The 13,509-nt window shown below is 70.4% G+C and carries 11 protein-coding genes; 3 read left to right on the top strand and 8 right to left on the bottom strand.

Annotation, left to right across the window (positions count from 1 at the left end; genetic code table 11):
• Positions 1-7 precede the first annotated feature (7 nt).
• The 6 genes from tsaE to coaA all read right to left on the bottom strand — a co-directional run bounded on the left by tsaE (position 8) and on the right by coaA (position 7,052).
• Entirely contained in the window at positions 8-511 is a 504-nt protein-coding gene (tsaE, locus tag ACU6RU_RS15605; protein ID WP_446727011.1) for a tRNA (adenosine(37)-N6)-threonylcarbamoyltransferase complex ATPase subunit type 1 TsaE, read from the bottom strand.
• Positions 508-1,644 carry an alanine racemase gene (alr, locus tag ACU6RU_RS15600; RefSeq protein ID WP_446727010.1) on the bottom strand — a complete coding sequence of 379 codons (1,137 nt, stop codon included), beginning with the start codon at positions 1,642-1,644 and terminating at the stop codon, positions 508-510. The genes tsaE and alr overlap by 4 nt, the downstream gene beginning before the upstream one ends.
• Positions 1,641-1,997: a holo-ACP synthase gene (locus tag ACU6RU_RS15595; RefSeq protein WP_120265293.1), complete on the bottom strand. Its 357-nt coding sequence runs from the start codon at positions 1,995-1,997 to the stop codon at positions 1,641-1,643. The genes alr and ACU6RU_RS15595 overlap by 4 nt, the downstream gene beginning before the upstream one ends.
• 25 nt (positions 1,998-2,022) lie before the next feature.
• The gene (gene glmS / locus ACU6RU_RS15590; RefSeq protein ID WP_120265292.1) at positions 2,023-3,873 is read right to left on the bottom strand and encodes a glutamine--fructose-6-phosphate transaminase (isomerizing); all 1,851 of its coding nucleotides are present in this window, start codon (positions 3,871-3,873) and stop codon (positions 2,023-2,025) included.
• A 65-nt stretch (positions 3,874-3,938) separates the two neighbouring features.
• Complete coding sequence (locus ACU6RU_RS15585; protein ID WP_289330171.1) at positions 3,939-5,138, bottom strand: esterase/lipase family protein; 1,200 nt, start codon at positions 5,136-5,138, stop codon at positions 3,939-3,941.
• A gap of 957 nt (positions 5,139-6,095) precedes the next feature.
• The gene (gene coaA / locus ACU6RU_RS15580; RefSeq protein WP_120265290.1) at positions 6,096-7,052 is read right to left on the bottom strand and encodes a type I pantothenate kinase; all 957 of its coding nucleotides are present in this window, start codon (positions 7,050-7,052) and stop codon (positions 6,096-6,098) included.
• Between the two features lie 66 nt (positions 7,053-7,118).
• Between coaA and ACU6RU_RS15575 the strand changes: the two genes are divergently transcribed.
• Complete coding sequence (locus ACU6RU_RS15575) at positions 7,119-8,063, top strand: Ppx/GppA phosphatase family protein (RefSeq protein WP_289330172.1); 945 nt, start codon at positions 7,119-7,121, stop codon at positions 8,061-8,063.
• Here ACU6RU_RS15575 and ACU6RU_RS15570 read toward each other — a convergent pair.
• Both ACU6RU_RS15570 and ACU6RU_RS15565 read right to left on the bottom strand, forming a co-directional pair.
• Entirely contained in the window at positions 8,024-9,796 is a 1,773-nt protein-coding gene (locus ACU6RU_RS15570; RefSeq protein ID WP_289330173.1) for a hypothetical protein, read from the bottom strand. The two genes, ACU6RU_RS15575 and ACU6RU_RS15570, sit on opposite strands and share 40 nt — an antisense overlap.
• A gap of 89 nt (positions 9,797-9,885) precedes the next feature.
• A complete protein-coding gene (locus ACU6RU_RS15565) occupies positions 9,886-10,329 on the bottom strand; it encodes an adenylyltransferase/cytidyltransferase family protein (protein WP_120265287.1) in 444 nt (147 codons plus the stop codon).
• Between the two features lie 350 nt (positions 10,330-10,679).
• Here ACU6RU_RS15565 and ACU6RU_RS15560 point away from each other — a divergent pair, with 350 nt between their 5' ends.
• Together ACU6RU_RS15560 and ACU6RU_RS15555 are read left to right on the top strand one after the other, a co-directional pair.
• The gene (locus ACU6RU_RS15560) at positions 10,680-12,158 is read left to right on the top strand and encodes a sugar transferase (RefSeq protein WP_120265286.1); all 1,479 of its coding nucleotides are present in this window, start codon (positions 10,680-10,682) and stop codon (positions 12,156-12,158) included.
• Complete coding sequence (locus tag ACU6RU_RS15555) at positions 12,158-13,420, top strand: glycosyltransferase (RefSeq protein ID WP_120265285.1); 1,263 nt, start codon at positions 12,158-12,160, stop codon at positions 13,418-13,420. The genes ACU6RU_RS15560 and ACU6RU_RS15555 overlap by 1 nt, the downstream gene beginning before the upstream one ends.
• The last annotated feature ends 89 nt before the right edge of the window (positions 13,421-13,509 follow it).

Raw genomic sequence — 13,509 nt, 5'->3', positions numbered from 1 at the left:
CACGCGCTCAGGGTCGACGCGTGACGGTGACGATGCGCGGGGCGGCGTCGGCCATCTCGGCGGCCGCGGGGCCGCTCGTGCCGCAGGCGTTGTCGAGGCCGGTGCCGCTCCAGCCGTGTTCGAGCTCGATCTCCCACCAGCTCTCACGCAGCCCGTCGACCATGCCGTGCCCCCACTCGACGATCGTGACGCTGGCGTCGAGGTCGAGATCGAGGTCGGACAGCTCGGCCGGGGAGCCGAGACGGTAGGCGTCGACGTGGATCAGCGGCGGCCCGTCGACGAGGGACGGGTGTGTGCGGGCGATGACGAAGGTCGGGCTCTGGATGGGACCGCGCACGCCGAGACCGGCGCCGATCCCCCGGGTGAGCGTCGTCTTGCCGGCGCCGAGGGGGCCTGTGAGGACGACGAGGTCACCGGCGCGCAGCCGAGACCCGATCTCGCGGCCCCACGCCTCCATCTCGTCGGCCGAGGTCACCTCACGCTCGCCCACGTACTCGTCGATCCCGCTCATCGTCGGCCTCCCGTCGTCTCGGACGATACCGCCGTGCGCTGCACCCGCGGGCCGATCCGCGTGACGATCTCGTAGTCGATCGTGTCAGCCGCATCGCCCCATTCGGCTGCGGCGGGGTATCCGAGCGTCGGGTCGCCGAAGAGCACGACCTCGTCGCCGATCGACACGTCGGCATCGCCGACGTCGACGACGAACTGATCCATCGCGATCCGCCCCGACACGGTGTACCGCCGGCCGCCGATGACCACGGGACCGCGCCCGGAGGCCTGCCGGGGGACGCCGTCGGCGTACCCGAGGGGCACGAGGGCGAGGGTCGTCTCCGCCGCCGTGCGATGCGTGTACCCGTAGGAGACGCCCTGTCCGGCGGGCACCCGTCGCACCGCGGCGACCGACGTGCGCAGGGTCATCGCGGGCTGAAGGCCCAGCTCGGCCGACGAGCGATCGGCGAGCGGAGACAGGCCGTAGATCGCCAGTCCCAGGCGCACGCAGTCCAATCGAGCCTCCGGCAGGGCGATCGCGGCGTTCGATGCGGCGATGTGGCGCAGCGGAGGATGGACTCCCGCGGCCGCGGCCTCGGCGAGAGCGTCGTGGAACCGCGCGAGCGCTCGGCGGTCGTCGTCGATGCTCGTGTTCGACAGATGACTGAACACGCCCACGACCCGCAGCCGTCCGACGCGCTCGAGACGGGCCGCCTCCGCGCAGACGCGCTGCCACTCGCGCGGCTCGACGCCGTTGCGTCCGAGCCCGGTCTCGACCTTCAGGTGCACACCGACCGGCTGCTCGGCGGATGCCGCGGCCGCAGCAGCCTGCAGCTGGGCGAGGCTCGAGATCCCGAGCTCGATGCCGTGCTCGGCGGCGTCGCGGAAGTCGGCGTCGGAGCCGTGCAGCCACGCCACCACCGGGGCCGTGATGCCCGCCCCGCGCAGCGCGAGCGCCTCGGACACGTCGGCCACCCCGAGTCGGGTCGCGCCTCCCGCCAGGGCGGCCGTGGCTGCCAGCAACGCGCCGTGACCGTACCCGTCGGCCTTGACGACGGCGATGACCTCGGTCTGGACGAGGCGCCGCAGGTGTCGGACATTGTGCTCGATGGCGTCGACGTCGATCAGCGCTTCGCGCAACGGCCGCGCGGTCACGACGACGCCTCCGCGATCACGTAGGCGGTCGCGAGGTTCGCGTCATGCGAGAGCGACAGGTGCACGGTCGTCACTCCCCTCGCGGCGACAGTCGCCGCCGTCTCGCCCGTCAGCGCGAACACCGGCCGTCCGGAGGCCTCCGACGCCACCTCGATGTCGATCCAGTGCACACCCTCCGACCCGCCGAGAGCCTTGATGAGCGCCTCCTTGGCGGCGTAGCGGGCGGCGAGCGAGCGCGGCTTGAGGATTCGCTCGGCGGGCGAGAAGAGCCGATCGAGCAGTCGGGGCGTGCGCTCGAGCGAACGCTCGAAGCGCGGCACGTCGACCAGGTCGACGCCGATACCGACGATCACGGCGTCACCGTGCGCCCGCGCGGGGTCACTCGACCGTGACCGACTTGGCCAGGTTGCGCGGCTGGTCGACGTCGAGGCCCTTGGCGGTGGCCAGGCCCATGGCGAAGATGTGCAGCGGCACGACCGCGAGCAGCGGCTCGAACAGCGGCTCGGCGAGCGGGATGCGCAGCACCTCGTCGGCGAACGGGAGCACGGCGGCATCCCCCTCTTCGGCGACCGCGATGATGCGGGCGCCACGGGCGCGGATCTCCTGGATGTTGGAGACGACCTTGGCGTGCAGCAGGGGGGAGCTCGTCGGCGAGGGCACCATGACGAACACGGGCTGGCCGGGCTCGATGAGGGCGATCGGACCGTGCTTGAGCTCGCCCGCGGCGAAGCCCTCGGCGTGGATGTAGGAGATCTCCTTGAGCTTGAGCGCACCCTCGAGCGCGATCGGGTAGCCGACGTGGCGACCGAGGAAGATCACCGACCGCGTGTCGGCCATCCAGTGCGCGAACTGCTCGATGTGCTCCTGCTCGCTCGCCAGCACCCGGGAGATCTTCTCGGGAACGGCCTCGAGCTGGGCCACCTGCTCGGCGATCGCCTCGTCGGCCATCGCGCCGCGCACGCGACCGACGTGGAGCGCCAGCAGGTAGAGCGCGGTGATCTGCGCGACGAAGGCCTTGGTCGAAGCCACAGCGACCTCGGGACCGGCGTGCGTGTAGACGATCGCGTCGGACTCGCGCGGGATGGTGGCCCCCTGCGTGTTGCAGATCGACAGGGTCTTCGCACCCGCCTCCCGGGCGTACTTGACCGCCATCAGGGTGTCCATCGTCTCGCCCGACTGACTGATCGACACCACGAGGGTGCGGGGTCCGATGACCGGATCGCGGTAGCGGAACTCGTGGGCGAGCTCGACGTCGACGGGCACACGAGCCCACTGCTCGAGGGCGTACTTGCCCACCATGCCGGCGTAGGCGGCGGTGCCGCACGCGATGACGATGATGCGGTCGATGCCCGTGAACAGCTCGTCGAGGCCGTCGAGCTCGGGGATCTGCACCAGACCGTCGTGGACGCGTCCGCGGATGGTGTTGGCGACGGCCTCGGGCTCCTCCGACACCTCCTTGGCCATGAACGACGACCAGCCGCCCTTGTCGGCCGCGGCGGCATCCCACACGACCTCGAAAGGCTCGACGTCGACGGCATCACCCGAGAAGTCGGTGACCGTGACCTCCTGCGGCGTGATCGCGACGATCTGGTCCTGCCCGATCGCGAGGGCGTGGCGGGTGTGCTCGACGAAGGCGGCGACGTCGGAGCCGAGGAAGTTCTCGCCGTCACCGAGGCCGATCACGAGCGGCGAGTTGCGGCGGGCACCGACGACGAGGCCGGGCTGGTCGCGATGCAGGGCCAGGAGCGTGAACGCGCCCTCGAGACGTGACACGGTCGCGCGGAACGCCGCGATGAGGTCACCGGATGCCTGATACTCGCGCCCCAGCAGCACCGCGGCGACCTCGGTGTCGGTCTCGCTGCGGAAGGTGTAGCCCGCTGCGACGAGCTCGGACTTCAGCTCGGCGAAGTTCTCGATGATGCCGTTGTGGATGACGGCGAGCTTGTCGTCGTCGGCGAGGTGGGGGTGGGCGTTGGCATCGGTCGGACCGCCGTGGGTCGCCCATCGCGTGTGGCCGATACCGGTCGTGCCGTCGGCGAGCGGGTGAGCGGCGAGATCGTCGCGCAGCACCTGCAGCTTGCCGGCGCGCTTGCGCGTGCCGAGGCCGCCCTCGCCGTCGATCACGGCGATGCCGGCGGAGTCGTAACCGCGGTACTCCAGGCGGGCGAGACCTGAGATGAGGATGTCCTGCGAGGGACGGGGGCCCACGTAGCCGATGATTCCGCACATGGGGTCCATCCTAGATCGGGAGCCCCTGTGCGCTCGGCCCACGGGGCCGTGCGAGAGGTCCGCGATCAGGCGGACGCGGAGGCTCGCAGCACGCCCATCACCGCGTCGACGACCTCGAGGTTGGAGAAGATCGCGTCGTGCCCGCAGGCCCCACCGAAAGGCGGCGCGGCCACCTGGCCCGAGAGGATCATCCCGATCCCGGCGGCACCGGGCGGCAGATCCGTGCGGCAGCTGACGACCGTGGTCTCGCTCGCCCCCGCGAGCGCGGATCCCTCGGCCACGAGACCGTCGCCGAGGCGTGCCTCCCACGTCCTCCCCGTCGGCAGCGGGACCGCCACGACCGCGGACCCGGCGATCGCATGCACATGCAGCCCTTCCGGCCAGTCGGGTAGGTCAGCGAGGTCCGTCGAGCCGGCTCGCAGGGCGGTGCCGGCCGGCCCCAGAGCGGCGATCCCCGTGCGGATGACCGGCGGGAGGTCGCAGCCCCCGCGTGCATCGGAGGCCAGCTGGTTATTGCAGACGGCGCCGATCCAGGGCAGCACGAGATTCTGCAGCACCGGCACCGTCGACATCGTGGCGCGGATCACCGCGGCGATGTCGACAGCGACGTTGGCGATATCCGATCCCTCCGAGGGGGCGGCGACGGTGACCACCTCGCCGATCAGCGCCGCGACACCGGGGTCGTCGCGCAACGCGTACCGCAGCGCGAGGCCGCCCATCGAATGCGTCACGATGTCGACGGGACCGTGGACGCTGTCCGCGATGGAGCGGATGGCCGCGGCGAGGTTGTCGGCCGAACCGTTCGATCCGACCCAGCTCGCCGAGTTCGCGGAGTAGTCGAAGGCGTACACCGCGACGCCGGGCTGTGCTTCGAGCCGCTCCTGCAGCGACGCCGTCATGCCACGGGCTACCGGCGCGCCTGAACCGTCGCGCCACTGCACCGGGCGCGCGAAGGGCGATCGGGCATACGACGGCCGGCCGTCGGCATCGGGGAGGACCGTGCTGAGCCAGCCGTGGACGAGGAGCACGGCTCGCGAGTCCTGAACCCCCTCCTGACCGAACCGGACGACGCGGTCGGCGAACGCGGACACCGTGCCCGTGCCCGCGGGGGCGAATGCCGAGGAGGCCGCTGCGGGGGCGAGCGTGGCCGTCGCGGCGAGCACGATCACCGTGCTCAACGCGACGAGCGGACGCCACCGGGAACGCCGTCGCCGCACCCGTACCACGACGCGCACGAGCGCGCGCGAGCGCCGCCCCAGTTCCATGGATTCATACCTAGCAGGTTGCGATGACAGGTGCGTAACGAGAAATGCGAAGGCGTCGTCCGCCGAGCAAGACGAGGGCCCTCTCGAGTCAGCCATTTGGGGACTGATTTACTCGAGAGGGCCCCGCTAGGCCCACGCGCTCTCAGTCGGGCCGTTGGGGACGGCTGTCGACCGAATCACCGCTTGGGGAACGGTTCGAGCACTGCGCAGGCTCATGAAGCCTACCGGATTCACGAGCCCGGAACGCCGATCCGCGAAGCGGATCTTGTCCCCCTATTGGCGGACATCACCATCAGTTGTACGATCAACCACGACGTGCAGAGTCCCCGCTTTTGGGGGGCGAGGGAGTCGCTATGCGCGTCAAGCTCAGGGTGCCGATGGGGATCTGCGCACCGTGAGGGCGTTGTGCAGTGCGCAGCCGCGCACGCGCACTGCACAACGCACACGGTGCGTGCGACGCGCAGAGGACGCCGCGGATACTGACGCTTCCCGTGGCGGAGACGCTCTGCCATACTGAGCGCAGCCTGCGGCTCAGCCGGGGTGAAACGCAGGGCGTACAAGACTCGCCGGGATGGGACCCGGCGTGCTGGACCCGGCGGTATTGGGGCATGAGAGACGGATCTGGGTTCGCTCTCGTGGAGACATTGGGGATGAGATGACGAGGCGATTCCACGCGCTCGGTCGGCTGCTGGGGGGCAGCCACCGCGACAGCGTCGACCGTAACGGTCGAATTCCGCTCCGCCGGCAGTTGCCGGCGGCCCGATACACGCCGTCTGGATGTGGCGGCTCACGCTCGATCACCGCGACCCGGGCCCCGGCCACGCCGGCTCGTCCGATCGGACCGCGCGGTTTCGGGTCGCACCCCTCCCCCTGAGCGGGGGCCGTCCACACCCAGGCGTGCCCGTCGTCCTCACGGATCGGCGGGCACGCCGCTTTCGGCATCCGGGATCGCGGACGTCACACCTTGCGCAGGAGCACCCGTTCGACGGCGTGCGACGCGCCCTTGTGCAGGATCAGCGTCGCCCGATGCTTCGTCGGCAGCACGTTCTCGACCAGGTTCGGGAGGTTGATGTCGTTCCAGAAGCCACGCGCCATCTCGATCGCGGCGTCGTCGTCGAGATCGGCGAAGGTGTTGAAGTACGAGGACGGGTTGTTGAACGCTCCCGCCTTGAGCGCCATGAAGCGGTCGACGTACCACTGGCTGATGTGCTCGGCATCCGCGTCGACGTAGATCGAGAAGTCGAACATGTCGCTGACGGCCACCTCGTGCGGGGCGGGCGGCGGCGCCAGGACGTTGAGTCCCTCCACGATCACGACATCGGGTCGACGGACGGTGATCTGTGCGTCGGGGACGATGTCGTACCGCATATGCGAGTAGAACGGGGCGTGCACCTCGGGGGCGCCCGACTTCACCGCCGTCAGGAACTCGATCAGCGCGCGGCGGTCGTAGCTCTCCGGGAAGCCCTTGCGCGCCATGAGGCCGCGGCGCTCGAGCTCGGCGTTCGGATAGAGGAACCCGTCGGTCGTGACGAGCTCGACGCGGGGCGTGCCCGGCCAGCGGCTCATCAACTCGCGGAGCAGACGCGCGACGGTCGACTTGCCGACGGCGACCGAGCCGGCGACCCCGACGACGAAAGGGGTCGTGCTGTCCTCCTCGCCGAGGAAAGCGTCGGTGTCGGCCCCGAGACGCCGAGTCGCGCTGGCGTACAGCGACAGCAGACGGCTGAGCGGGAGGTAGACCTGCGACACCTCGCCGAGGTCCATGCGATCGCCGAGCCCGCGGAGTTGGACGATCTCGGTCTCGGTGAGCGGCTGCGTCACGCCCGCGGCGAGCCGGGCCCAGTCGGCACGGCCGATTTCGCGATACAGCGCGGGGGCGAGCGGCGTCAGCGCCTGCACATCTTCAGGGGACATCGCGCTCATCGTAACCCCCCACCCGTCCGCACCGACGGCGCCTCGGCCTGCCACTACTGTGAACCTGTGCGTCTGGGAGTCCTCGACATCGGTTCGAACACGGTCCACCTGCTCGTCGCCGATGTCCGCCCCGGCGGACGCCCGCTGGCGCGCACCAGCAAGCGGACGGTGCTGCGCCTCATGCGCTACCTCGAGCCCGACGGGTCGATCAGCGACGAGGGCGTGAACGCACTCGTCACGGCGGTGACGGACGCGGTCGCGGTGTCACGCACCGAAAACGTCGCGGAGCTTCTCGCCACCGCCACGAGCGCCGTGCGCGAGGCGACCAACGGACCGCAGGTCATCGCGGCCATCGAGCGGGCACTCGGCCAGGACCTGCAGGTGCTCGGCGGAGAGTCGGAGGCCAGATTCACCTTCCTGGCCGTGCGCCGGTGGTTCGGCTGGTCGGCGGGCGAGATCCTCCTGTTCGACATCGGCGGCGGCTCGCTCGAGATCGCCGCCGGCAGCGACGAGCTGCCCGACGAGGCAGCCTCGGTGCCGCTGGGTGCCGGGCGGATGACAGTGCAGTTCCTGCCGACGGATCCGCCGGGCGAGAACGCCGTCGAACTGCTGCGCGAGCATGCGCGCGAGACCCTGGCCCCCGTGGTCGCCACGATGTCCGCCCGCCCCCGCCCCGATCACGTCGTGGGGTCATCGAAGACCATCCGGTCGCTCGCGAAGCTCGCGGGCTATCCGATGCCGGGATGGTCGGGGATCGAGCGGATGACGCTGCCCCGCGCCGCGCTGGGCTCGTGGATCCCCCGACTCGCCCGCATCCCGGCATCCGCTCGGCAGGAGCTTCCCGGCATCACGGCCGATCGCACCGTCCAGATCGTGGCGGGCGCAGTCGTGCTGCACGAGGTGATGCGGGCTTTCGACGTCGACGAGCTCGAGGTCTCACCATGGGCGCTGCGCGAGGGAGTGCTGCTGCGTTACATCGAGTCGCTGTCGTGGAGCGCACCGCCGGCCTGACCTGCCCCGACCAGCTCCGGTTCGCCGGTCGGCACCGAGACCTCGAGGACCACATCGCGGCCGTGCTGGAAGACCCGAGCGGTCGGACCGAGTCCGGCGACGCCGAGTCCGGGCCCGCGTGAGTCGACACGCAACCGGCCCGGCGTGCGGACGCGTACGGCCAGCGATGATCCGGCGCCGTCGCCGTGCACCTCGATCGCGGCCGACCGCGCGGCCGCGTGCTTGACGGCGTTGACGAGTCCCTCGGCCACGACCGCAACGACTCGGGTCGAGACGAGTTCATCGGTCAGGGCGCGGGTCGCGACGGCATCCACGTCGGATGAGACCGAGAGCACGGGCCCCCAGATCGCGACCGTCTCGGCCAGATCGGCGGGGCGAGACGGCGCCGCCCCGCCGCCGCCCGCGGCATCCATCAGCCCGTCGCCGACCGCCTTCTCGAAGGCGAGGATGTCGGCCCGCGTCGCCATGTCGTCGTCGACCTGGGCAGCGAGGATGACGCAGCTGCCCTGCACCCGGCCGTGAAGCACCTCGGAGGCGCGCACCAGCTCCTGCCGTACGCCCGACGCCCGGTCCGCCGCCGAGCGCACGACGGCCTGCAGCGCCCGGCCGAGCCGTCTCGACTCGACGCGCCCGCGATGGACGGCCTCGGAGCACAGGGCCGCGATCACCGCGACTCCGGGAAGCGCGACGACAGGAATGAGTGGAACGAGGCTGTGAACGCCCACGACGGGAGCCGCCCCCGCGATGACGACGGCGACGCCGACCCACACGATGATCAGCAGCAGGCCCCGATCACGTGCTGAACGGCGATACGCCACCCGGCGGCTGACCACGTCGGCCACCAGGCAGAGCGCGACGATGCCGCCCGCGATCAGGACCACGAGCGCCGGGCCGCCGGTGCGCAGCGCGAACGGCGCGCTGCCTGCGGCGAAGATCGCCCCGACGAGGCCGACGGCGGGCGGGCGGAGACGCTCGAGAAAGGCCCGCTCGGCACCCGGGACCAGCGCTTCTGCGACATCGGGCGCGACCTCGGCCAGATCGAGCCCGGCTCGCGCCCGGGCGCTGTGACTGAGCGAGCGGACGGTGTCGGAGAATTCCCTGACGCGCTCGAAATCCAATACCGAAACCGTCAGGGCCGACAGCGCAGAACGGAGGACGCCGATCTCGGTCGCCAGGAACGTGCGACTCTCCCGCTCGTAGCTCACGGCCCGGCGCTGCTCGTCGGTCACGGCCTGAAGAGCCTCGATCAGACGGACACGCGCGATCGCGGAGCTCACGTAGAGCTGTTCGGCGATCGCGACCAGCGACAGGACGCTGATCCAGGCGACGACGTTGGTGATGATCCGGGCGAGCCAGGCGGGGTCGGCGGCGAGGCCGAAGAGGTGGAGGGCCACCGCATCATTGAGGAAGGGGCGGATCGTGGCCGCGACGACCACGGCGCTCAGGACCAGCACACCGCGCACCGTCGGGGAGGCGATGCGCCGCTCCAGGAACCAGACCGGCACGAGCGCCACACCGAGCACGACGGCGACCGCCAGCGCGGCGAGCTGCGCGGCGAAGAGCTCCCCGGCCGTGTCGACGGTCGCGTAGGGCGCGAGCACGAGGGCGGCGGTCGGAAGCGCGACGAGCGCACTCCAGATGGTGAGGAAGCGCCCGCCGGAGATGGCATCCCACCAGATCGCGACGCCCGGACGGAGCCGCGCTCGACGTCGCGACGTTCGTCCCCACCCCACGGTCGCCCCCTCGAACACGACGGGCCGATCCCTCGCTGGCGGACATCATAGCGAACCGCGATGTCGCGCACCGCACCGAGGCGGGAGCGTCAGGCGGTCGCCGCCCGCGCTCGATCGGCGGCGGCCGATAGCGCACGGCGCAGCTGCGTGCTCGAGGTGTGCGCCGTGTACGGGAAGTAGACGACCTCGACCCCGACCTCGGCGAAACGACGCTCGAGCGCACGCCCCTTGTCGGTGTCGCGCCAGTCGTCGCCCTTGAAGAAGTGCGTGAACCCGACCTCGCGCCAGGCGTCGAGCTTGTCGGGAGCACGCTCGATATGCACGTCGTCGACGAAATCGATGTGCCGCACGATCTCCGCGCGCTCCTCCGTGGGGATGAACGACGAGATGCCCTTGGTGCGCAGGAGCATCTCGTCGCTCACCACCCCGGCGATGAGGATGTCGCAGTGCTCACGGGCACGCCGAAGAATCTGGAGGTGCCCGATGTGAAAGACATCGAACGCCCCCGCGGCGTACCCGATTCGCTGTGTCATGGCGCCCCCAAAACGCTCGTGACCCGCTCATTGGTCCCACCCGCCGAGCGCATTCCCCAATACCGGCACGACGCCGGTGCGAGAGACAGTACACCGAGCAGACCCGTTTGCGGAAGTCGGCGTGTCGCTCAGCGGCCTGGGGACTTCCCTGCGGCCCGCCGATGGTGTAGAAATCGATGGCGGGCCGTTGTGGGAACGGCCACGGAGGAATCCGACGCACTCGGTCTCGAGCCTGGGAACTCGCGACCGATCTGAGCGACCTCGTCGCGATGTTCCATTTGGGGGGAGCACATCATGCGCGTCAATCATGCTGTCGTGCGCGTCGCTGAACGCGTCATCGGATCGATCCGATGACCGCTGTCGAAGACCGCACGGGCCTGGGCTCGGGAGAGTTCCGCGACCCCGCAGTCTCACCGCGCCGCTTGCCGTCTCTCGAACTGCGGAGGCAGCGTGAGAGACGGTACGCGCGTCGTCTACGCGTGACCGACACCCTCATCGCCGCCATCGCGGCATCGGCGGCAGGCGTTGTGTCGACGCGGCTGGGCGAGGCTCCGTCGGTCGTGATTCCGATCACCACCGCGACCCTCGTCGTGTGGCTCGCCGGTCTCGCGCTTTTCGGTTCACGCGAACCCCGCGTGATGGGCGCCGGGTCGAGTGAGTACAAGCGCGTCGCGAATGCGACGGGCGTCGCCTTCGGGCTCCTCGCCGTCGGCTTCGAGATCGCGCAGTGGGACGGTCTGCGGATGCAGATGATCATCGCGCTGCCCGCCGGGGTACTGGCACTGCTGGTGGCTCGTTGGCGTTGGCGGGCGTGGCTGAGGATGCGGCGTCGGCTGGGCGAGTACGCGTCGGCGACACTCATCGCGGGCAAGCGCCGCGACGTCGACTACGTCATGCGCCAGCTCGCCCTCGCCGACAACGGATACTCGGTGATCGCGTTGGCGCTGAGCGATGAGGACGTCGCGAGCGATCCCGGCCGCGTGTTCGCCGTGCGAACCGCCGATGACATCGCCCGCGTGGCACGTGAAGTCGGCGCCGACACGCTCGTCGTCGCGAGCGTGCCCGACGACGACCCCGACTTCTCGCGCTCGCTGGCCTGGCAGCTGGAGGGCACCGCAGCCGAGCTGATCATGTCGAGCCGACTCGCCGACGTCGCCGGCCCCCGCATCAGCCTGAGCCCCATCGAGGGCCTCCCGCTCATCCACGTGAAGATCCCGGTATTCGAGGGCGCGGCCCACACGCTGAAACGCCTGCTCGACCTCGTCGTGAGCACCGCCGCGTGCGCCGTCGTCGCCCTTGTCACCCCGGTCATCGCCCTGGCCATCAGACTCGACTCCCCCGGCCCGGTGTTCTTCCGCCAGCAGCGGGTCGGCCGCGACGGGCGGGAGTTCACGATGCTGAAGTTCCGCTCGATGACCGACGCCGCGGAACAGGAACTCGCCGAACTCCTGCCGTCCAACGACGGTGCGGGTCCGCTGTTCAAACTGCGCTCCGACCCGCGCGTGACGCGTGTGGGCCGCTTCCTGCGCCGGTACTCGCTCGACGAGCTGCCACAGTTCTTCAATGTCCTTCGGGGCGACATGAGCATCTCCGGGCCGCGCCCGCCGCTGCCGTCTGAGGTCCGCAACTATGAAGGGCGCGTGTTCCGGCGCCTGTACATCAAGCCGGGGATCACGGGTCTGTGGCAGGTGAGCGGCCGCAGCGACCTGTCGTGGGAGGACAGCGTCGCGCTGGATCTCCGCTACGTCGAGAACTGGTCGGTGACCCTCGACCTCATGATCATGTGGCGCACCGTCAAGGTGATGCTCCGACCGGTGGGAGCCTACTGATGAGCCCGAGGCCGCAGCCCGTGCCGGCATCCGTTCTGTTCGTGGGCATCAACTACGCGCCTGAACCGACCGGGATCAGTCCGTATACGACGGGGATGGCCCAAGGCCTCGCGCGCGAAGGGTGGGACGTCCGTGTGCTCACGTCGTACCCGCACTATCCCTGGTGGCGCGTGCCCGAGGAGTTCCGAGACCTGCCGGCGCGCTCTGCCGTGTCGGGCGTCGACATCCGGCGGCTCCGTCATTACGTGCCACGCGCTCCCAGCGCGATCAAGCGCGCCGTGTTCGAGATCTCGTTCGGACTGCGTGCCCTGACGTGCCGCTGGGAAGATCCCGCGGCCATCGTCGTCGTCTCCCCCGCCCTCCTTGCCTCTCGCATGGTCGCACTGCGGGCGCGGCTGCACCGCATTCCGGTCGTCACCTGGGTACAGGACATCTACGCGATCGGCGTTCAGGAGGCGGGGTCGGGGTCCGGGGCCGGGGCGATCGCCGCGATAGAGGCGAGCCTGCTCGCGGCCTCGGAGCGGGTCGTCGTCATCCACCGGCGGTTCCGGACGGCCCTCGAGGAACGCCTCGGGGTCACGCGTCCGGTCGATGTCGTGCGCAACTGGTCGCACGTGCCCGAGCCGGCGGCGAGCGACACGGCCGCAACGCGACGACGCATGGGCTGGGGCGATGACGAGGTCATCGTGCTGCACACCGGCGCGATCGGAGCCAAACAGGGGCTCGAGAACGTCATCGATGCCGCCGTGATCGCTCGAGAGCGTGGGTCGCGCGTACGCTTCGCGCTCGTCGGTGACGGCGGACAGCGCGCCGCGCTCGAACAGCGCCCGGGCGCGGAAGCCGTCTCGTTCGTCGACCCGCTTCCCGAGTCGCAGTTCCTCGACGTACTCGCAGCCGCAGACGTGCTGCTCGTGCATGAACGCGCGGGTCTGACGGAGATGTCGGTGCCGAGCAAGCTCACCTCGTACTTCGCGGTCGGGAAGCCGGTGCTGGCCGCCGTCGACACGACCAGCACGACCTTCGCCGAGATGGACGCCGCCGGAGCCGGCCCGATCGTCCCGCCGGCAGCGCCCGGCGCGCTCGTGACGGCAGCCGAGGAGCTCGCAGCCGCCCCCGAGCGCGCGGCGCGTTACGGCGCTGAGGCGCAGAGCTACCGGCGACGCATCCTGACGGAGGATGCCGCGATCGCGGCCTTCGCCCGGACGCTGTCCGCGGCGATCGACGGGGTCGAGCGCTCTCTCACCTCCTCGTCACGGCGTTGAGCCACCGCCACCCCTGATAAGCGAGGTGGCGCACGCTTCCAGCACCCCTATTAAGAGGTGTGGCTGTTAAGAGGTGTGGCTGTTAAGAG

The organism is Microbacterium sp. F1-18 (genome assembly GCF_052921305.1).
The sequence above is the reverse complement of the archived record's forward strand: the minus strand, read 5'-3'. Positions and strand labels throughout refer to the sequence as shown.